The sequence below is a fragment of the Peribacillus sp. NPDC096540 genome (genome assembly GCF_050278525.1).
In the GTDB taxonomy this organism is placed as follows: Bacteria; Bacillota; Bacilli; order Bacillales; family DSM-1321; genus Peribacillus.
The window spans coordinates 80,172-100,782 of sequence record NZ_JBNNTG010000015.1 but is presented as its reverse complement, the minus strand read 5'-3'; the positions used below and the strand labels follow the sequence as shown (position 1 = coordinate 100,782).

The following is a 20,611-nucleotide window of genomic DNA, read 5'->3' as shown; positions in this document are numbered from 1 at the left end:
CTTTAAGGTATCTTTTGTTGTTAATGAAGGATATTAAAAGAATCTCTAGATTTAACCTTATGATAATGGTTGAATAACGTTAAAAGAGAAGATAGGGAGCGAATTATTTAATGAAAGGATAAAGTAAAATGAGCAAAAATAAACAAAGAGTATCTTCAAAGTCTCCGAAATTAGATGCGATACATACGACATTTAAACAGGCTTTTGAAATAAAAAAGAATCCATTTCCATGGATAAAGGCATTGAGTGCAGGAATTGCTGCAGCATTACCTGTATTCATAGGATTATTATTGGGGAATTTTGAGTACGGTTTACTGGCGGGAATTGGTGGATTCTCTTATTTATACGTGTTTAACCAACCGTATGAGCAAAGAGCTAAAAAGATTTTCTTTGTAATGTGGGGACTTTCTTTATCTGTTGTCTTAGGAACCCTTTTGGCTCCTTATCAGCTAGGGACAGCTATAGTGATGGGGATTATAGGGGCTTGTGTGTTTTTCATTTTTGGTGCTTTAAATATCACTGGTCCTTCGGCAATATTTTTTGTTTTGAGTTTTGCGCTTGCTACAGGTATGCCTATTGATCAATCACTTGCGCCATTACGTGGAGGGCTTGTTTTATTAGGCGGGGCATTATCTTGGATAATTTGTATGTTAGGCTGGTTTTTCAATCCTCATGGACCTGAAACTAATGCGGTAAAAAAAGTGTATAGTGAGTTGGCGGTATTCTTTGATTCAATAGGTACGGAGAAGTTTAATGCAGCAAGACACAGTACGGTACTAGCGATGAAGCAAGCAGAAAATACTCTTTTAGCTGGGTATTCAGCCAAGAGAAGTACAGATATATTTAAGCGGTTGTTTCTATTAAATGAACATGCAAACACGATGTTCTTGAGAGCTCTTGAAATTTCTTTGAACAAAAAGATTGTACTTCCACCTGAATTAGGGAAATCCGTTCATGCACTAGCTGACTCTATTGGATCAAAAACGAAAAATAAATCAAGGATTCTTCAGCCAGAGCAGGTTGATAAAGAAGTAGAAGATTTATTCATAAAAATCTATAATGCTGATGCCGTTATGAATGAACCGGTTAAAAAAATTCATAAAAAAGTCTTAATCTCAAAGCATTCTTTAAGAACTATTTTTCTGGGGGCATTTGATAAAAACTCCATTGTCTTTCTCTCTTCTGTACGATATGGAGCAATCCTTACTATTGCCGCTATCATCGCGTATTCAGCCGGTTTTAATCGTTCGTATTGGGTTCCCTTATCCTGTGCTGCCGTCATGTCCGGTGCTACCATTATCGCCACATTTCATCGTGCCGTTCAAAGGACTTTCGGGACAATCATTGGACTCCTATTAGCAAGTTTGATTCTTGCATCTGTTCATAACGAGTTTATAATTGTGATAATCATCTTGTGTTTGACTTTTATTACAGAGCTTTTTATCGTTCGGAATTATGGGTTAGCTGCGATGTTCTTTACACCTTCAGCTTTAATCATGGCTGAATATTCAGCTCAAAGTTACGACTTCGGTTTCTTAGCAACAGCAAGAATAACTGATATCGTTGTTGGGAGTTTCATAGGTCTTGCTGGGTCATTGTTAGTCGGAAGTCGGTCAGCATCCAGTCTTCTGAGTCATTTTATCGCGAAAACGATTCGAAGTCAGGGCCAATTTTTATTGATGGCGTTCTCTGAAAATAATAGTACCCTTTCATTTGATGAGAGTAGTGAACGAAGCAAAATGCAAACCAATATGGTCAATCTATTAACGGTGTACAATACAGCGCTAGGTGAGATATTCAAAAATAAGGACAGATTAGAGTCACTATGGCCCGTTATATTCTCAATAGAACAATTGGGATATTATCTAAATGCCAGCTTGAAATACTCTGACCGACCAGTTCTTTCAGAGAAAGAACTCGCTCAACTGCTTTATGTTTTTGAAACCATGGCAATAGCTGCAGATAAAGATCAATCTCCAACAAATAAAACTGTCCCTGAAATTGAAGGGTACTCAAAAATTCGTAACGAGATTTTGGACCTCCAAGAAGCTCTTCAGTTTAGAGGAGGAATTTCAAGCTAACCTTCGAGTTTTGTTATAGGGAGTTCTTATTATTGGCTCCCTCTATTCAACAGAATGCAAGTACTATTTTGGGAAAGTTGAAAAATAAAAGGGTTTATTCCAAAAAATCTGTAAAAATGCCAATTTTCATTATAAAATGTAAATACATACAGAAAGGTGATGGATCATGTCAAACGTTGCTAAATTTCGGGATTTTTTAACGCGCGAGAAAATCTATATGAATGAATTGAAAGAAGATGACACCACCTTTTTTAGAGCAGAGCAGAAGTTAAAGGATGGCTGGAAGGTTCTTTTAGTTTTTGCATTCAACCAAAATGAAAATGTGGCGGATTTATTTTGTTTTAATGTGGCCGAGTTGAAGAATCCTGATAAAAAGCGGGATGTACACACACTGTTAAATGAATATAATGCTAATTTTAGATATTCAAAGTTGTATGAAGAAAAAGGAACTATTTCAATTCGTTATTCTTATTCCCTTGAGGGAGAATTTTTACCGGATTTAGCTTTCAGGAAGTTAATCATGTTACTTGAAACAGCTGAGCAGGTATACCCGTCGTTAATGGAAGTCATCTGGTCTTAACAGTGTAGATGTAGGGAAAGTTCTCTGTTTTAGAGAACTTTTTAACATCTTTAATAGAGTGATGAATATACTATTGTTACATTCATTAAATTTTTATTATTTTTTTAAAAATAACTATTGCATTTATTTAATATAAACTATATAATTAATTTTGTTGGTAAGCGATTCGACAAAATTCTACAAGAATACGCGGGTGTAGTTTAGTGGTAAAACCTCAGCCTTCCAAGCTGATGATGAGGGTTCGATTCCCTTCACCCGCTCCAATACATACTCATAACGCAGGGTTTCGTTACCTGGAGAACGAAGCTTTGCGTTTATATATTTTTAAAACGAAAATTCTACTGTTTGCAGAGGGTTTTTTTTATTGTCTAAATTTGTAAGTAGTGTACTATGTACCTATTATTTAACGAAGTATTATGTGATGAGGCTATTCATGGGTAACGAAGAACCTAGTTGATATGATGTCTGGAAGAGTATTAAGTGAATCTATAAACTGGAGCATGTGTTTTAACTAATAGAAAAAGCATTAAAAGCAATATCCTATCCTATAAAAAGACCCCTTCCGATTAAGGAAGGGGTTAGTTTTGATTGTTATTATACTTCTAAAATAGAGTAAGTTCCTTCTCCACCGTGGATTTCGAGGAACATTTTCATCAAGGACTCTGTTAACTGTTGGGCTTCTTTGATTGGAGTCTTTGTTTGTAAATAGATGATTTGGATTGCCCTTTTTGTTTCTTCCGTAACCTTTGTTCGTTCTGAATCAACGTAAGGGCTTCCGAATGCTCCATCACTATCGGCAGAAGTAATCATGTTTTCCATGGAATTCAAGCGGCCATTCAAGCCGTTATACTCGTCTGTACTCTCGCCAATTTTAATCGAGATATCTCCTGCTAATTTATCCGCATCATATATGCCAATTGGTACTTCATATAAAAGGGAGAAGAAATTATTCAGATCGATAGCGGAATGAATAGATGTTAAGTAATTTTGTTTTTTAACACGACGGTATAGAGCTTCCACGGAAGGACGGTAGCGTGACGGGTTTGTTCCGGTCGATTTGAAAATCTTTCGCCACTCTTTGATACCAGGGAAATCGGTTAATTCTTTTTCATCTAGGTCGAAGAAAAGAGCTTCTTGAAATAACTGCAGTCTTCCTTTGACCATTTGCGGGGAGGGGCCAACTTCGATGTTTTCATATGTAATGATCCCAACTTTGAAATCAGGGATTTTACTGCTAAGATTAGCGGAAATGTTAATTTCCAAACGTTACACCTCCAAAAATGATTGCAATTAGTTTATCATAGATAGCAATGGTTTGAAATGAATACAAGCTTCTGTGGGAATAATGAATGAACGAAGGTGATAAATATGGATATGAATACACTTAAGCAAGAAGTGATTATATATAGTAAAGAGATTGGCATTGATAAAATTGGGTTTACATCAGCCTCGAATTTTACCGAATTGAAAAGTCGGCTGATTCGTCAGCAGGAACTAGATTATCAGTCAGGATTTGAAGAATCGGATATTGAAAAAAGAGTCAGCCCTGAATTGATTTTTGATAAACCGCAATCCATTATTTCGATTGCACTGGCCTATCCTTCGAAATTGAAGAATGCACCACAAAGTACAAAAAGTGAGCGACGCGGGATTTTTTGCCGAGCCTCTTGGGGAACGGATTATCATACTGTTCTTCGTAATAAATTGCAGCTACTTGAGGATTTTATTAAAGATAAAGTGCCAGGAGCAATGACAAAGTCCATGGTGGACACTGGTGAATTATCGGATCGTGCTGTTGCTGAGCGTGCAGGAATCGGCTGGAGTGCTAAAAATAGTATGATTATTACTCCGGAATTTGGGTCTTATGTATATTTAGGTGACATGATTACCAACTTGCCATTTATACCGGATCAACCGATGGAAGATCAATGCGGGACTTGCAATAAATGTGTGGATGTTTGTCCAACAGGCGCACTCGTGCAGGGTGGTCAGTTGAATTCTAAGCGCTGTATCGCGTTTTTAACGCAGACAAAAGGATTTCTCCCTGATGAATTCAGGACGAAAATAGGGAATCGTTTGTACGGATGTGATACGTGCCAGACTGTTTGTCCGAAAAACAAAGGAATGGATTTTCACTTTCATGAAGAGATGGAGCCTGACCCTGAGATTGCGAAGCCGTTGTTGAAGCCTCTGCTTACAATCTCAAATCGTGATTTCAAAGAAACATACGGCTATGTATCTGGTTCGTGGCGAGGTAAAAAGCCAATCCAGCGAAATGCCATTTTAGCATTAGCCCACTTTAAAGATGAAACGTCACTACCCGAATTGATTCAGATCATGAAGGAAGATCCGCGTCCTGTATTACGGGGAACCGCGGCCTGGGCAATAGGGAAGATCGGAAGGAAACAAGTAGTTTCTGTTTTAGAAGAAGCTTTAATGAACGAAACCGATGTTGAGGTACGTACAGAAATTGAAAAAGGACTGCAGTTTACCTTGGAGCCTCAATAATATTAAATATATCAGATATAGCCGCCTCGTATGCAATTAACGGGACGGCCTTTTTTTATTTTTTGTAGAAGTGTGAGGATGAGGGGTTAATAGTTCTAAGCGTTTCTGCTAGTATCTTTTGTTAATAGGAGTTTATATCGAGGAAATGAACAAAAAAAGGCCATTAATATATTCTTCTTTAATGAAGTTGTGTTTTTGTCCAAGCCCTCATACATAAACATTAGCATAGATGGTATGAAGGAGGGCATGATTTTGAGGGAACAATTGAAACAGCTTTTGCAAGAAAGAGTGGAGTGTTATACTTCCGATACTCAAGAACGCGATGAAAGAAAATTGCATCTGAAAAAGGAGTTAATGCGGAACCGTTGTACGGAAATTGTGCGGGTAAATGCTGCAGGAAAGGTTCACTCGAAGAGAAAGGAAGAAAAGGATACGGTATTGGCCTATCAAGTACATCTACAATATTTATTGAAGCAGGAAGATTCTTTTTATATAGAAGAGGAAATGGAAGAAAGGGAGGCGAGGTTTCGAGATGGATATTTAATAGATGAATGTGACCTTACACCAAGCTTTGAACCAGAAGAGGTGCCTCTAAAATGGGAAGAAGGTTCGGAGCGGCTTTCTTATAAGTATGACAGGATGAAGGCTGTTCAGTATGCTGAGCGGTGGTGGAATGAATTTAATCCTGCGTACCACAAGTTCACTGATGATTGCACGAATTTCATTTCACAATGTTTGCATGCAGGAGGAATCCCGATGTGGGGGGCGCCAAACAAAAATAAGGGCTGGTGGATAAGAGGGAAAAGCTGGAGCTATACCTGGACGACTGCACACTCCTTATATAATCTGCTTGCTAGCGGAAAGGGAATCCAGACAAAACGTTTAGAAACAGCTGAGGAAATGGACATAGGCGATATCATGTGTATTGACTTCGAAGGAGACGGTCGCTTTGATCATAACTTGATTGTAACGGCGAAGGATCAGAACGGGATGCCGCTTGTGAATGCACATACGATGAACAGTCGTCATCGATACTGGACGTATGAGGATTCGAGCAGATATACACCGAATATCGTTTATAAATTCTTCTCGATTTTGGATGGAGTGTGATTGGTTTTTAGTCTGTTTGTTTAAATGCTATAATTAGATGAAGTTTAAACTAGAGGTGAAAATGAAGTGGCAATACATGTAGTTTTATATCAACCACAGATTCCAGCAAATACAGGTAATATCGCAAGAACCTGCGCAGGAACAGACACGTCCCTGCACCTTATTCGTCCGCTCGGTTTTTCAACGGATGACAAACAGCTTAAGCGGGCCGGTCTCGATTATTGGGAGAATGTTAAAATCCATTATTATGATTCATTGGAAGAGTTTTATGAAAAGAATGCCGGCGGTGAATTTTATTACTTAACGAAATTTGGAGAGCAGCCGCATACAACCTTCGATTATAGTGATCAGGACAGTGAAATTTATTTCATGTTCGGTCGTGAAACCACGGGCCTTCCGAAAGAACTGATTCATGAAAATTTAGACCGTTGTCTGCGAATCCCGATGACGGATAAAGTTCGTTCTCTAAACCTGTCCAATACAGCAGCAATCTTAATTTATGAGGCCTTAAGGCAGCAAAATTATCGTGATTTGGATTTGAAAACAAAAGGTTGATGAATTGAGGCTTTTGTTACCATACTATCAGTGGGGGATATAGCCCCCCATGGTAGATGTTTTACTTACATACTTTTTAGGGGTGGAAGCTATGAATAATATTATTGAGAAGATTTTAGATCACCGTTCCATTCGTTCATTCGAGGACAAGCTATTGTCGGAAGAGCAAATTCATACGATTGTTGAATGTGCTCAGGCTGCATCAACTTCAAGCTATATTCAAGCTTATTCAATCATTGGGGTGACTGATCCGGAAAAGAAAGCCAAACTTGCGGAACTAGCCGGACCACAATCTTATGTAGAGAACAATGGACACCTATTCGTTTTCTGCGCTGATTTATATCGACATGATAGGGTAGCTGAGATGGAAGACACAGACCTTTCCGAGTCGATTGAAAGCACAGAAAAGTTCATGGTTGCTTGCATTGACGCGGCTCTTGCAGCTCAAAATGCTGCATTGGCTGCTGAATCAATGGATCTTGGCATTTGCTATATTGGTGGAATCCGTAACAATCTTCCGGAAGTGTCAGAGATTTTGAATATTCCGAATCGTGTTATTCCATTATTCGCCCTTGTAGTCGGTTATCCTAAAAATCGTTCCGATAAAAAGCCACGTCTGCCACAATCCAATATATATCATGAAAACGGCTATCAGGCGGATAAGCAGGAGTTTATCGGTCAACTGAAAGAGTATAATGAAACGATTTCTAGTTATTATGAACGCCGTACAAAAGGCAAACGAAAAGATAGCTGGACACAGCAAATGGCTGGTATGCTTGGAAAGAAAAGCCGGATGTATATGAAAGATTACGTGGAAAAGCAAGGATTTAAAAAGCATTAAAAGATAAAAAACACTTTATAGGGATTTCTGAATTTTTATCCATAATGGATTATTCTTAAAAGTGCATCAACCATTAGATGACCTCGGGTATTGTCCCGAGGTCATTCTGTTTTTAAGTATCATTGGAATAAACAGGTAGCCCTCTCGAGATAAATAGTTTTAGAATTGTTCCCCAAACATCCCACATTAAATTATCCTATTATAGTCATTAAAATACTATTGACAATATATTTATATAGAATTATAGTAATTAAGTAATAGATAATGATAATCATTTTCATTTGAGTTTTTACTTATTTTTCAGTAAATGGAGGTTCAATAATGGTTCGCCTATATACAGAGAATTTAAATATTGGCTATGGTGAACGTTTAATTGTAAAAGATCTCAGTGTGGAAATTCCAGATAAAAAAATTACAACAATTATCGGATCAAATGGTTGTGGGAAATCTACACTGTTAAAAGCAATCACTCGCATTATTCCCAATCAATCTGGGTCAGTCGTTTTAGATGGAGTAAATATCTCAAAAGAAAGCACAAAGATACTCGCTAGAAAGATGGCGATTCTTCCGCAAACACCAGAAAGTGCAAGTGGATTAACTGTCGGCGAACTCGTATCTTATGGTCGCTTTCCCTATCAAAAAGGCTTTGGACGCTTGACCAAAAAAGATTATGAAGTAATCGACTGGGCACTTGAAGTAACAGGAACAAAAGACTTTAAGTTCCGGCCTGTAGATGCACTATCAGGAGGTCAACGCCAGCGCGTTTGGATTGCAATGGCCCTTGCACAAGAAACAGAAATTATCTTCCTTGATGAGCCTACAACCTATTTAGATATGGCGCATCAATTAGAAGTTTTAGAACTCTTACAGAAACTGAATGTAGAACAGGAACGTACGATTGTTATGGTCCTTCATGATTTAAATCAAGCTGCTCGTTTTGCTGACTATATTATTGCCTTAAAAGACGGAGAAATAGTGAAAGCGGGAGATTGTGAAGAAGTCATCACTCATGATGTACTTAAGGAAGTATTCCATATTGATGCGGTAATCGGACGAGATCAACGAACAAACAAACCAATGTGTAGTACATACAATTTATTAAAAGGAGAATTGAACAAATGAAAAAGATAATGATTCCATTTATTCTTCTGTTAGTGTTAATTATTAGTGCTTGTGGTAACGAGTCAACAGAAAAAGAAAAAAGCTCCGTTTCGAAAAAGGAGAAATCGGGTACCATCACATACCAATCCGAAAATGGCCCTGTTGAAGTTCCAGCAGATCCAAAGCGTGTTGTAGTACTATCTTCTTTCGCAGGTAACGTCATGGCATTGGATGTTAACCTTGTAGGGGTTGATTCTTGGTCAAAAATGAACCCGAATTTTAAAGAATTAAAAGATGTCGAAGAAGTAACTGACGAAAACTTGGAAAAAATCATCGAATTAAATCCGGATTTAATCATTGGATTATCAACGATTAAAAATGTGGATAAATTAAGTGAAATTGCTCCAACCGTAACGTATACATACGGAAAAGTTGATTATTTAACACAACATATAGAAATTGGTAAACTTTTGAATAAAGAAAAAGAAGCTCAAGCTTGGGTGGATGATTTCAAAAAACGTGCAAAAACCACTGGCGAGGACATTAAAGCTAAAATCGGTGAAGATGCTACAGTTTCTGTGTTTGAAAAGTTTGACAAACAGTTTTATGTATTCGGCGATAACTGGGGCCGTGGAACGGAAATCCTTTATCAAGAAATGAAATTGGCTATGCCTGAAAAAGTAAAAGAAGTGGCATTGAAAGATGGTTACTTTGCCTTATCATTAGAAGTTCTGTCAGACTATGCTGGTGATTATGTGATTTTAAGTAATAATAAAGATGAGGACAATTCATTCCAACAAACAGATACGTATAAAAACATTCCTGCTGTTAAAAACAATAAACTATTTGAAGCTAATGCGAAAGAATTCTACTTCAATGATCCAATAACATTAGATTATCAATTAGACTTCTTTTCTAAAAGCTTTCTTGGAAAATAATTCAGCGAGGGAGAGGGATTCTTAACTAAAGAATTCCTCTCCTTTTATTCTATAAAAAAAAGAGATGAGAGAGACAGATGACTAATGAAAATCAACGTTTCATCCCATTTATATTTAAACTGATTATAGCGATTGCTCTATTTATCAGCATGTTTATTATTTCAATGGTATTTGGCGCGGCAGATACTACCGTTAAAGATGTATGGTTAGCACTGACATCCAATGCTTCAGGTGATAAGATTTCCATCATTCGGGAAATCCGTTTCCCTCGCGAGGTGGGGGCAATCTTTGTTGGTGCGGCACTTGCCGTTTCAGGTGCCATCATGCAGGGAATGACAAGAAATCCACTTGCTGATCCGGGGCTGCTTGGATTAACGGCAGGTGCCAATGCAGCTCTCGCAATTACGCTGGCATTCATTCCTTCAGCGAATAACTTAGGGATTATGAGTGCGTGCTTTATTGGTTCCGCTGTTGGGGCAATCATGGTTTTTGGAATCGGTGCGATGAAAAAGGGCGGATTTTCTCCCTTAAGGATCGTTTTAGCTGGTGCTGCGGTCTCTGCATTCCTATTTGCAGTATCACAAGGGGTCGGTATTTATTTCAAAGTATCAAAAGATGTATCGATGTGGACGGCAGGGGGAAATATCGGTACATCATGGAGTCAACTTCGAGTAATCGTTCCGTTTATATTAATAGGTATCCTGATCTCCCTTATCTTTTCTAGACAGCTCACCATACTTAGCTTAAGTGAAGAAGTAGCTGTTGGGTTAGGTCAAAAGACAACACAAATAAAAGCGGTTCTCTTCGTTGTCATCATTCTCCTTGCAGGGGCTTCCGTTGCACTTGTCGGGAATATGGTATTCATCGGTTTAATGGTTCCCCATATGGTTCGAGCCATTGTTGGTACGGATTATCGTTTTATATTGCCTATATCTGCAATTTTAGGAGCCACTTTCATGCTTCTTGCCGATACGATCGGCCGTACAATCAATTCTCCATATGAAACACCTGTGATAGCGGTTGTTGCGATGATAGGTTTACCTTTTTTCCTGCTAATCGTCCGTAAAGGAGGTAAAGCATTTTCATGATCCAGTCAGCTTTAATCAAAAAACAGCGATGGATACTAGGTGTATTATTCGCACTTATTATCATTACAATCATTATTGGGACCAGTGTAGGGTACTCTAATTTATCTTATGATCGACTGCTTCCAACGCTTTTCGGGCAAGGGACTTTTAAAGAGGAATTCATTTTATTTTCCGTCCGATTACCACGAATCATCATTACCCTTTTAGCAGGAATGGCCCTTGCACTATCAGGTGCGATTTTACAAGGAATAACACGTAATGATTTAGCTGATCCAGGTATAATCGGTATTAACTCTGGAGCGGGTGTTGCGATAGCGGCTTTCTTTTTGTTTTTCCCAATAGACACAGGTTCATTTGTTTATATGATTCCACTTGTCGCTTTTATCGGCGCGTTACTGACGGCATGCTTAATATATGTACTCTCATATAAAAGAAGGGTCGGTCTTGAACCTGTACGGTTAGTGTTAATTGGTGTGGGGTTTTCAATGGCACTTTCCGGTATGACGATTGTACTCATTTCATCAGCCGAAAGATCAAAAGTTGATTTCATCTCGAAATGGTTAGCAGGAAATATTTGGGGTGCGGATTGGCCTTTCATATGGGCAATACTTCCATGGTTGGTTATACTCATTCCATTTACATTATATAAAGCAAATCGATTGAATCTTCTTGGATTAAGCGAGCCTGTTGCAATCGGTGTGGGTGTATCGATTGAAAAGGAACGGATTGTCTTACTTATAACAGCTGTTGCCCTAGCCGCTGCTGCCGTTTCAGTTACAGGTGGAATTGCATTTATTGGACTTATGGCCCCACATATAGCAAAATCTTTAGTGGGACCTCGAAATCAATTATTTATTCCGGTTGCCATATTAATTGGTGGATGGCTACTACTGCTTGCCGATACAATCGGTCGTAATATAGTTGAACCCGAGGGTATTCCAGCAGGTATTATGGTTGCGTTGATCGGTGCACCTTATTTCATGTATTTGTTGTTAAAAAAATAAGAATGATGTGTACAGATTCATGATTGTTGAAAGAATCCCTTGAAATATTTATTTCAGGGGTTTTTTTACTTTTTGGTACTTTGTGGAATTTAACAAATTTCCGTAGCAATCTTGTTTTTATTTATGATTATCTATATCTAATAATCTCCTCTGAATTTAAGCGCTTCGCTTCGAAAAAGAATACTTGAATAAACTTTTTTGTATTTACTCGGGTAGGAGTAAGAACTATTATTGAATCATTTTGCAATTCTTTCATTTTTTGGCGAACGACTGTGAAATCAAAAAATTTAGAAGCATAATTTTCAAACTTTGGATTTGAAAAATCTGTTAAACCTAGCGAAGAAAAATGAATTAACGAATGATTAATCGCCCTACGTATTCGCTGTTCGGTAGCTTTTATTTCCCGATTAATATCAGCCTGTACAGCTGATGGTCCGAGCTTTTTTTTTGTAATTTCTACAAAAATATCTTTAAGAGTCGGGAAATGCTGTTCAAAAGTATAAGTACGTTCATACATGAATAAATATTGAAGCATTTCAATGAAATCTTTAGATCCATTTTCTCCCACAATCCCTAATTCCGATAAAAGAAATTCGCCCACTTCTATTATACTTTTTTCATTTAAAATATTTGATTTATCCACTTTTGGCTGTTCAAAATGCAATACACTATTTAATGAGGTTTGGATAGTAGTGATCGATCTTTCTAAATAAATACGTTCCATTACTTTTCGAATAACTGTTAATATTTCAATACGATTAATTGGTTTAGTAATATAATAATCGATTCCGAGAGAGTATGCCTCACCAATAAGTTCTTTTGATTCAACTTGCGAAATCATTATGATTTTCCCATTAAATGTATCTTTTATATGACGAAGTGTCTCAATGCCATCGCGGATAGGCATTAATAAATCAATAAATAATATATCAATTTGTTTTAAATTCAAAATGTGTCCTTCTAATAGACTGCCATCTTCCGCTTCCTCCACCACTTCTCCTAAATCTTCGTTCTCTATAATTTGGCTTAAGATTGAACGTATAGCGCAATCATCATCTGTTATAAAAAAACGCATGAAATCACCCTTTCTGAATCAACTTATGAATTGGTAACTTTATTGAAAAGACGACGCCGTTAGGCTTATTCTCAAACAGGATATCTCCCCCAAGTTCTTTCACCACTTCTTTTACATATGAGAGTCCAATCCCTGTTGAAGGTGTCCCCAAATGATCATATTTCGAAGTGAATCCAGGTTTAAAAATCACCTTCTGATATTTTTGAGGGATTCCAGTTCCATTATCAGCAACTTTTAATTCTACATTGTCGGAAAGTTCACACAAACTTAATCTAACGATTCCCTTATCAATAATTGCTTCCACTGCATTAGCTACTAAATTATTGATAAGAGATAATACGGTATATACATGATAATGTGAATCGTTGTTTCGATCTAATGAGTATTCAAATTGAATATCTTTTTCTAGTGATAAGGCATATTTTTCATTAATTCGGATAATTAATTGGAAAAGTTCAGCAGCATCCATATAATCTTTAAAGCTCTCATTAGAAATCAATTTAGAGAGACCGGCAAAAATTCGTTGATTATCTTTTTTAACTTCATGCATTTCGCCTGCGATGCGTAATGCTTTTTGACTTAATTGCTGTGGGAGAACATGAGGTTGTTTTTCCCGCTTTTCCCGTTCATTTAAATCACGATACAAATCATACGATTGCTTTGTAATATTCTCTGCATTTTTTAATGTTTTTTTTAAATGAATCGTTTCCTCATATAAATTGGAAATGAGCATAAGCATGTGTTCATTTTGTTTTCTGATTTGCTTTTCTCTTGATTGTGCTTCATAAAGTTTCATCATATTAAAAAAGCTTAATACGATAAAACTGTGGCCGAATGCGATTATAATCATCTCATTTAATGCACCTATCGTAATGGTTGTTTCTAATACAAAATATTGAAAGATTAATTCTACAGAGTCGGATAATATTTCGATAATGAGACCAATAAACCCAATAATCAATGATCGGTTTTGAAAGCGGTTGATTTTCGCTAAATAAAAAAACAAGGAATAGGTGAAATAAAAGAAAAAACTAGGATAATGGGCTTGAAAAGTGGACGTCCAGTGAAAATTATCGTGCATAAAAAAGTCTATTAAAATACGAAATACCACAACGGTTGTTCCTGTCAAGATGCCTGATAAAATGGCAGGTGTTTTCTGTAATAATAGTAAAAAGAAGAAAAGGATCGGTGGACCAAAACTTATTCGAAACGTTTCATTTAAAGGATAAAAACTCAATTCACCTGCTAATGGCACTGTGAGCAACATCAGAACAAGAATATAGACCTCTTTTTTCATTAATGTACCGAGATTCAAGTCGATCACCTCCCAATTTGTTAGAAAATTAGTATACAGTTTCATCGGTTTCAATACAACGCTTACTTTGGTTCCCAAAAACGAATCTAAAACGGATTTGTACCAAGTATGGCAAATACAATCTGGTTTATCTATTTACAAAAATTGGTACTAGAACCTGTGAGACAATCACGCTTTTTTTTTTTGAAGATTTTATTTTTTTGATTTTGTAGGTTTTCGTTAGATTATGTAGTTCCCTCTTTAAAATTAAAAATAGGTTCCCTCTAGAGAAATATTGAAAGCGCTTAACAATATTTATAAGCTTAATTATGTTTTCAACGAATCTATCGTAAGTACGCTTGATGGGATTCGGTAAAAACGCTTATAAAGAAAATATAAAGATACAACAACTAAAGAGGTGGGGAAATATGGTTGAAAAATTAGCGGAAGAGTATAACATTCACGCTAGTAGTCAAAAGAAAGCATGCTTAGATGAATGGGTAGCATATTACAGATCCTATGCTACTAAAGGACAAACCGCCAATTATATACCTGCATTGAGAAATACACACTTATCGCAATTAGGTATTTGCATACTAGAGCCAGGTGGAACAATGATAACGTCAGGGGATTGGGAAGTCCCTTTCACGTTGCAAAGTATATCAAAAGTACTCAGCTTTATAGCCGCATGCTTAGGTCGTGGTATTTCTTATGTGTTAGATCGGGTCGACGTGGAACCAACTGGGGATGCTTTTAATTCAATCATTCGTTTAGAAATGCATAAGCCAGGAAAACCGTTTAATCCTATGATAAATGCTGGAGCAATTACTATAGCTTCGCTTCTCCCAGGAGAGTCTTCACAAAAAAAATTAGAATTTCTCTATGAATTAATCGAAAGTTTGTTAGGGAAACGCCCGACAATCAATAAGGATGTGTTTCAATCTGAGTGGCTAACCTCTCATCGAAATAGAGCTCTAGCTCACTATTTAAAAGAGATGAATTATTTAGAATCGGATGTAGAGGAAGCTTTAGAGGTGTACCTGAAGCAATGTTCCATAGTAGTAACAACAGAAGACATAGCCCTGATTGGACTAATTCTCGCACAAGATGGGTACCATCCTATTCGTCAAGAACAAGTCCTTCCTAAAGAAGTGGCTAAACTAGCCAAAGCGTTAATGCTAACTTGTGGAATGTACAATGCTTCGGGGAAATTTGCGGCTTTTGTTGGGGTGCCAGCTAAAAGTGGAGTATCTGGCGGGATTATGGCACTAGTTCCTCCAAGTGCTAGAAGAGAAATGCCTTTTCAAGATGGATGTGGTATTGGTATATATGGACCAGCTATTGATGAATATGGGAATAGCGTAACAGGTGGTATGTTATTGAAACAAATGGCACAAGAATGGGATCTAAGTATCTTCTAAAAGCCTAATGGTTAAAGGGGTTCTGGTGCTAATAATAAAAGGGCAATAAAGGGAACATCCTTAAGGTTTCTCTATCAATCTACTTTAAAAAGTTAATCTAAAGGAATGAATTTTGGAAAGCATGGTGATAAACATATGAATAATTTGCAGAGAAAGATGGGAACATTTTCGTTAACGATGGTAGGACTCGGGTCAATTATTGGCTCAGGTTGGTTATTCGGAGCATGGAGAGCGGCACAAATCGCTGGACCAGCTGCCATTATCTCTTGGATTATTGGGATGGTTGTTATTTTATTTATCGCACTTTCTTACAGTGAATTAGGGGCTATGTTTCCTGAAGCTGGGGGAATGGTAAAATATACGCAGTACTCTCATGGTTCGTTTATAGGGTTTCTTGCAGCTTGGGCAAACTGGATTGCAATCGTTTCTGTAATTCCTGTTGAAGCGATTGCTTCTGTTCAATATATGAGCTCATGGCCTTGGAAATGGGCGGAGTGGACACATGGTTTAGTAGTAAATGGAAGACTTACTGGGGGAGGCTTAGCAATTGCCTCTGTATTACTAATCGTCTACTTTTTATTAAATTACTGGACCGTTAGTTTGTTTTCAAAAGCTAACTCATTTATTACTGTCTTTAAAGTTATTATACCAGGACTTACGATTGGGGCACTTTTATTTGCTGGTTTTCATGGATCCAATTTTACATCTGCAGGCAGTATAGCACCTAATGGTTGGGCAAGTGTACTTACTGCTGTAGCAACTTCTGGTATTATCTTCGCATTTAACGGTTTTCAAAGTCCGATTAATATGGCTGGTGAGGCAAAGAATCCTGGACGTTCAATCCCAATTGCAGTAATCGGTTCAATTTTAATTGCAACAGTTATCTACGTTTTATTACAGATTGCGTTTATTGGAGCCGTTGATCCGTCTATGATTGTGAACGGGTGGCAACATTTGAATTTCAATTCACCGTTTGCTGACTTAGCAATTGTTTTAGGCCTAAACTGGTTAGTTATTTTACTATACGCCGATGCTTTTATTTCTCCTTCTGGGACAGGTATAACATATACGGCGACAACGTCACGAATGCTTTATGGAATGGAAAAGAATAAATATTTACCAAGCGTGTTTGGGAAACTACATCCTCTCTATGGCATTCCACGTCAAGCTATGTTTTTAAATCTAGGTGTATCTTTCTTATTCTTATTCATGTTTAGAGGTTGGGGAGTACTAGCAGAGGTTATTTCGGTTGCGACTTTAGTCTCTTATATTACAGGTCCAGTAACTGTTATGACATTAAGACGCACAGGTATGAACTTGTACAGACCATTACGTCTAAAAGGATTAAGTATTATTGCACCACTTGGCTTTGTTTTTGCTTCTTTAGTTCTATATTGGGCAAGGTGGCCACTGACAGGACAAGTATTATTTATCATTATGATGGGTCTTCCCGTTTATTTCTATTATCAAGCAAAAATAAAATGGAAGGGGTTCCGTCAAAACTTTTCAGCAGGGCTTTGGATGGTTGTTTACTTACTATGTATGATGACCATTTCATACTTAGGAAGTGAAAAGTTTGGTGGACTAAACGTAATTCCTTTTGGTTGGGATATGGTTTTAATTACATGTATATCTCTTGTGTTTTATAGTTGGGCAATAAAGAGTGGATTCCAAACAGAATATTTGGAACAAGGACAGAAAGTAAACGATGACTTGAGATCAATAGAGGAGAACAACATGGCATCTCAATCGGAAAAAAAGAACGCTGTATAAAAAAAAGATAAAAACGGTTTGCGAGGTGATCCAGCTTATTTTTTGGAAAAAGGCTTAAAGAAGCGGTGGATGGGTGGATTATTTGCGGTCTCGTGTTTAACGATGTACAGTCAAATACAATTATTCTTGCCAGAGCCAATTCGTTAATGATACCAACTGTATAAAAATGGTTAGTTGAAATTAACGAAGCTCGCGAAAAAATTAAATCTCTCTTCTTAAAGAATTTGTTGCCTTATTTCGTCTCCATATCAAAATCAAACATGATGACTTCCGCTTTTTCAATTTTGTTTTTTTTGGCCAAATAGTTTGTGTAGTCACTGCCATTCTCATATATATAGTAGAACTTCGAAAGTGCTTTTATTTGCTTGTATTGATGAGGGGGCGCAAAAAAGGGGACGGCAAATTTAATTTGCTGTCCCCTTTTTTGGGAATTATAAGAAAGGATTTTTTATTCCTTTTACTTCACACCTGGTTTATCGTCATACCCAGCAGTGAAGATAGCGGCTAAAAATGCAATAGTAACTGCAATGATAATAACTGTGCCCATGTTGTGACCTCCCTTTACCCATATTGTCCCACTTAAGTATAGGCTTAGTATACCCTAATTTTTAGCAGGAGTGCACGCAATTTTTCTTGTCGGTTGATTTGTCATTAATTGTTCAAGATTAAAGCCTTTCTTAAACAGAAAAAGTGTAGAGGTATTCGAGCCAATTGCACAACCTCTTTTTAAAGTCTGACATGTTTGTCAGACTTGGCGCATAGATTTAAGTATTCTCTGAAAGTGACAGGGGGAGGTTCCTGAAATGGATATTTTAAAGAAAATCGAAAAATTTAGAGAAGATGAACAGAAGCTGAAGTGGGAAGGTACCTTCGCAGAGTACTTAGACATCTTGAAAGAAACACCATTGGTTGCACAATCTGCTCATTCACGTGTATACAACATGATCAGAGATGCGGGGATAGAGGAAGTAAATGGATCAAAGAAATACAATTTTTTCAGCGGCCAGCTGTTTGGTCTAGAGGATTCACTGGAAAGACTTATTGAGGAATATTTTCATCCAGCGGCTAAGCGACTTGATGTACGTAAACGGATCTTGCTTTTGATGGGTCCAGTCTCAGGTGGGAAGTCTACGCTTGTTTCTTTACTGAAGCGGGGACTTGAAAATTATTCGTTAAAAGATTCTGGAGCAATATATGCAATAAAGGGTTGTCCAATGCATGAAGATCCACTGCATCTCATCCCACAGTACTTAAGGGAAGATTTTTATGAGGAATATGGCATTCGAATAGAAGGTAACCTATCGCCGCTGAACGTTATGAGGTTAGAACAGGAGTATGGAAGCAGGATTGAAGATGTGATGGTCGAGCGTATTTTCCTTTCAGAGGATAAGCGTGTTGGTATTGGTACATTCAGTCCATCTGATCCTAAGTCACAGGATATTGCTGATTTGACAGGCAGCATCGATTTTTCAACAATTGCCGAATATGGGTCCGAATCGGATCCGCGTGCCTACCGTTTTGATGGTGAGCTAAACAAAGCGAACCGTGGGATGATGGAGTTCCAGGAGATGCTGAAATGTGATGAGAAGTTTTTATGGCATTTGCTTTCATTGACTCAGGAAGGGAATTTTAAAGCAGGACGGTTTGCATTGATCAGTGCCGATGAACTTATCGTGGCTCATACGAATGAAACGGAGTATAAAGCTTTTATTTCCAACAAGAAAAATGAAGCACTGCATTCCCGAATCATTGTCATGCCGATTCCATATAATCTGAAGGTGACCGAGGAAGAAAAGATTTATGAAAAAATGATTCATGAAAGTGATGTTTCTGATGTTCATATTGCACCGCATACATTAAGGGTTGCGGCAATTTTCAGCATCATGACGCGTCTAAAGGACCCGAAAAAAGGCGATATCGATTTAGTGAAAAAGATGAGGTTATATGATGGAGAAAACGTGGAAGGCTTTAATTCTGCAGACATCAATGAATTGAAAAAAGAATATCAGGATGAAGGCATGAGTGGAATTGATCCGCGTTATGTGATTAACCGAATTTCCTCAACGATTATTCGAAAGGAAAATCCATCGATTAACGCACTGGATGTACTGATGTCGTTAAAAGCCGGTCTTGACCAGCATCCGTCGATTACGAATGAACTTCGAGAGCGGTATTTAAATTTCATTTCACTGGCACGTAAAGAATACGACTCCATTGCCAAAAATGAAGTGCAAAAGGCATTTGTGTATTCATATGAAGAGTCGGCGAAAATCCTGATGGATAATTACCTGGATAATGTCGAAGCATACTGCAATAAATCAAGGCTGCGTGATCCATTGACGGGGGAAGAAATTAACCCGGATGAAAAATTGATGCGGTCGATTGAGGAGCAAATCGGAATTTCTGAAAATGCAAAGAAAGCATTCCGCGAAGAAATTCTAATCCGTATTTCTGCCTATGCACGTAAAGGGAAGCGATTCGATTACAATTCACACGACCGTTTACGTGAAGCCATTCAGAAGAAACTGTTTGCCGACCTGAAGGATGTTGTCAAAATCACTACTTCAACGAAGACACCAGACGAAAGACAGCTGAAGAAAGTGAACGAAGTCATCACGAGACTTGTTGATGAGCATGGTTATAATACCACTTCTGCCAATGATTTGCTACGCTATGTGGGAAGCTTGTTAAATCGGTAAATCATAAAATTTGCCCCTACCCCTAAAAGGGTGGGGGTTTTAATTATACAGAATTAAAATAATGTTATTCATATTAGCTATTAAAATCTTTTAGCTGAAGTAGAATGAGACAACTTTAAGAAGGAAAAACACGTCTTATGACAGTGATCTAGGAGTTTTTTTGTAAACGGAATCATCTGAAACAGATTAACGGAGGGATTTTAATGGGTGTGATCACTGAGTTGAATGAATTAGCTGGGCAAATCAATGATAACCCAGAGTATATTCAAAACGAAAAAAATCGTGTGTATCAATTCAATATTGAAGAAATTGGTCCCGTTCAACTGTTGATCAAAGATGGACAAGTTGAAGTGGTCAAAGGTTCATCTCATGATCCAGAAGTGACATTGAAATTATCGGAGAAAAACTTCTCCAAGTTATTAAATGATGATTTAAATACAGCTGTGGCCTTCATGACAGGTGGCTTAAAGGTAGATGGAAACATCAGCCTTGCTTTGAAACTGCAGGAAATTGTAAAATGTTATAAATAAAAAAGACCGAACT

17 protein-coding genes, 1 tRNA gene and 1 pseudogene are annotated in these 20,611 nt (G+C 37.5%); 16 read left to right on the top strand and 3 right to left on the bottom strand.

Annotated features, from left to right (window positions below):
- Positions 1-128: 128 nt before the first annotated feature.
- From ACQKMR_RS14685 to ACQKMR_RS14675, 3 genes are all read left to right on the top strand, one after another.
- Positions 129-2,081: an FUSC family protein gene (locus ACQKMR_RS14685; protein WP_427697951.1), complete on the top strand. Its 1,953-nt coding sequence runs from the start codon at positions 129-131 to the stop codon at positions 2,079-2,081.
- Between the two features lie 166 nt (positions 2,082-2,247).
- Positions 2,248-2,661, top strand: coding sequence for a YbjN domain-containing protein (locus tag ACQKMR_RS14680; RefSeq protein WP_427697950.1), 414 nt, complete (start codon positions 2,248-2,250; stop codon positions 2,659-2,661).
- A gap of 189 nt (positions 2,662-2,850) precedes the next feature.
- A tRNA-Gly gene (locus ACQKMR_RS14675) sits at positions 2,851-2,924 on the top strand.
- 331 nt (positions 2,925-3,255) lie between these two features.
- Here the strand turns inward: ACQKMR_RS14675 and ACQKMR_RS14670 are convergent.
- Positions 3,256-3,924, bottom strand: coding sequence for a B3/B4 domain-containing protein (locus ACQKMR_RS14670; RefSeq protein WP_427697949.1), 669 nt, complete (start codon positions 3,922-3,924; stop codon positions 3,256-3,258).
- Positions 3,925-4,029: 105 nt separating this feature from the next.
- Between ACQKMR_RS14670 and queG the strand changes: the two genes are divergently transcribed.
- The 8 genes from queG (at position 4,030) to ACQKMR_RS14630 (ending at position 11,806) form a co-directional block, all read left to right on the top strand.
- Complete coding sequence (queG, locus tag ACQKMR_RS14665) at positions 4,030-5,169, top strand: tRNA epoxyqueuosine(34) reductase QueG (protein ID WP_427697948.1); 1,140 nt, start codon at positions 4,030-4,032, stop codon at positions 5,167-5,169.
- 252 nt (positions 5,170-5,421) lie between these two features.
- Complete coding sequence (locus ACQKMR_RS14660; RefSeq protein WP_427697947.1) at positions 5,422-6,279, top strand: amidase domain-containing protein; 858 nt, start codon at positions 5,422-5,424, stop codon at positions 6,277-6,279.
- Between the two features lie 66 nt (positions 6,280-6,345).
- On the top strand, positions 6,346-6,834 hold the full coding sequence (gene trmL / locus ACQKMR_RS14655) for a tRNA (uridine(34)/cytosine(34)/5-carboxymethylaminomethyluridine(34)-2'-O)-methyltransferase TrmL (protein ID WP_427697946.1): 489 nt from the start codon (positions 6,346-6,348) through the stop codon (positions 6,832-6,834).
- A 91-nt stretch (positions 6,835-6,925) separates the two neighbouring features.
- Positions 6,926-7,675, top strand: coding sequence for an oxygen-insensitive NADPH nitroreductase (gene nfsA / locus ACQKMR_RS14650; protein WP_427697945.1), 750 nt, complete (start codon positions 6,926-6,928; stop codon positions 7,673-7,675).
- A gap of 321 nt (positions 7,676-7,996) precedes the next feature.
- Complete coding sequence (locus ACQKMR_RS14645) at positions 7,997-8,797, top strand: ABC transporter ATP-binding protein (RefSeq protein WP_427697944.1); 801 nt, start codon at positions 7,997-7,999, stop codon at positions 8,795-8,797.
- The gene (locus ACQKMR_RS14640; RefSeq protein ID WP_427697943.1) at positions 8,794-9,714 is read left to right on the top strand and encodes an iron-hydroxamate ABC transporter substrate-binding protein; all 921 of its coding nucleotides are present in this window, start codon (positions 8,794-8,796) and stop codon (positions 9,712-9,714) included. The genes ACQKMR_RS14645 and ACQKMR_RS14640 overlap by 4 nt, the downstream gene beginning before the upstream one ends.
- A gap of 77 nt (positions 9,715-9,791) precedes the next feature.
- On the top strand, positions 9,792-10,802 hold the full coding sequence (locus ACQKMR_RS14635) for a FecCD family ABC transporter permease (RefSeq protein WP_427697942.1): 1,011 nt from the start codon (positions 9,792-9,794) through the stop codon (positions 10,800-10,802).
- A complete protein-coding gene (locus ACQKMR_RS14630; RefSeq protein WP_427697941.1) occupies positions 10,799-11,806 on the top strand; it encodes a FecCD family ABC transporter permease in 1,008 nt (335 codons plus the stop codon). Before ACQKMR_RS14635 ends, ACQKMR_RS14630 begins: the two co-directional genes overlap by 4 nt.
- A 127-nt stretch (positions 11,807-11,933) precedes the next feature.
- On the opposite strand, the gene ACQKMR_RS14625 is transcribed toward ACQKMR_RS14630, so the two are convergent.
- On the bottom strand, positions 11,934-12,881 hold the full coding sequence (locus ACQKMR_RS14625; protein ID WP_427697940.1) for a response regulator: 948 nt from the start codon (positions 12,879-12,881) through the stop codon (positions 11,934-11,936).
- A 4-nt stretch (positions 12,882-12,885) separates the two neighbouring features.
- Positions 12,886-14,205 carry a sensor histidine kinase gene (locus ACQKMR_RS14620; RefSeq protein ID WP_427697962.1) on the bottom strand — a complete coding sequence of 440 codons (1,320 nt, stop codon included), beginning with the start codon at positions 14,203-14,205 and terminating at the stop codon, positions 12,886-12,888.
- 398 nt (positions 14,206-14,603) lie between these two features.
- Between ACQKMR_RS14620 and ACQKMR_RS14615 the strand changes: the two genes are divergently transcribed.
- The 5 genes and pseudogenes from ACQKMR_RS14615 to ACQKMR_RS14595 all read left to right on the top strand — a co-directional run bounded on the left by ACQKMR_RS14615 (position 14,604) and on the right by ACQKMR_RS14595 (position 20,598).
- Positions 14,604-15,596 (top strand): glutaminase, encoded by a 993-nt coding sequence (locus ACQKMR_RS14615; protein ID WP_427697939.1) that lies wholly within the window; start codon positions 14,604-14,606, stop codon positions 15,594-15,596.
- A 135-nt stretch (positions 15,597-15,731) separates the two neighbouring features.
- A complete protein-coding gene (locus ACQKMR_RS14610) occupies positions 15,732-17,369 on the top strand; it encodes an APC family permease (protein ID WP_427697938.1) in 1,638 nt (545 codons plus the stop codon).
- Between the two features lie 3 nt (positions 17,370-17,372).
- A pseudogene (locus ACQKMR_RS14605) lies at positions 17,373-17,512 on the top strand (alanine:cation symporter family protein); the annotation flags it as partial.
- A 660-nt stretch (positions 17,513-18,172) separates the two neighbouring features.
- Positions 18,173-20,068: a PrkA family serine protein kinase gene (locus ACQKMR_RS14600; protein ID WP_427697937.1), complete on the top strand. Its 1,896-nt coding sequence runs from the start codon at positions 18,173-18,175 to the stop codon at positions 20,066-20,068.
- Between the two features lie 203 nt (positions 20,069-20,271).
- Positions 20,272-20,598: an SCP2 sterol-binding domain-containing protein gene (locus ACQKMR_RS14595; RefSeq protein WP_427697936.1), complete on the top strand. Its 327-nt coding sequence runs from the start codon at positions 20,272-20,274 to the stop codon at positions 20,596-20,598.
- Positions 20,599-20,611 lie beyond the last annotated feature (13 nt).

Bases quoted from the DNA above. Each gene is read 5' to 3' on its own strand.
- ACQKMR_RS14685 (WP_427697951.1), top strand. From the start codon at position 129: ATGAGCAAAAATAAACAAAGAGTATCTTCAAAGTCTCCGAAATTAGAT.
- ACQKMR_RS14680 (WP_427697950.1), top strand. From the start codon at position 2,248: ATGTCAAACGTTGCTAAATTTCGGGATTTTTTAACGCGCGAGAAAATC.
- queG (WP_427697948.1), top strand. From the start codon at position 4,030: ATGGATATGAATACACTTAAGCAAGAAGTGATTATATATAGTAAAGAG.
- nfsA (WP_427697945.1), top strand. From the start codon at position 6,926: ATGAATAATATTATTGAGAAGATTTTAGATCACCGTTCCATTCGTTCA.
- ACQKMR_RS14645 (WP_427697944.1), top strand. From the start codon at position 7,997: ATGGTTCGCCTATATACAGAGAATTTAAATATTGGCTATGGTGAACGT.
- ACQKMR_RS14640 (WP_427697943.1), top strand. From the start codon at position 8,794: ATGAAAAAGATAATGATTCCATTTATTCTTCTGTTAGTGTTAATTATT.
- ACQKMR_RS14635 (WP_427697942.1), top strand. From the start codon at position 9,792: ATGACTAATGAAAATCAACGTTTCATCCCATTTATATTTAAACTGATT.
- ACQKMR_RS14630 (WP_427697941.1), top strand. From the start codon at position 10,799: ATGATCCAGTCAGCTTTAATCAAAAAACAGCGATGGATACTAGGTGTA.
- ACQKMR_RS14625 (WP_427697940.1), bottom strand. From the start codon at position 12,881: ATGCGTTTTTTTATAACAGATGATGATTGCGCTATACGTTCAATCTTA.
- ACQKMR_RS14615 (WP_427697939.1), top strand. From the start codon at position 14,604: ATGGTTGAAAAATTAGCGGAAGAGTATAACATTCACGCTAGTAGTCAA.
- ACQKMR_RS14610 (WP_427697938.1), top strand. From the start codon at position 15,732: ATGAATAATTTGCAGAGAAAGATGGGAACATTTTCGTTAACGATGGTA.
- ACQKMR_RS14600 (WP_427697937.1), top strand. From the start codon at position 18,173: ATGGATATTTTAAAGAAAATCGAAAAATTTAGAGAAGATGAACAGAAG.
- ACQKMR_RS14595 (WP_427697936.1), top strand. From the start codon at position 20,272: ATGGGTGTGATCACTGAGTTGAATGAATTAGCTGGGCAAATCAATGAT.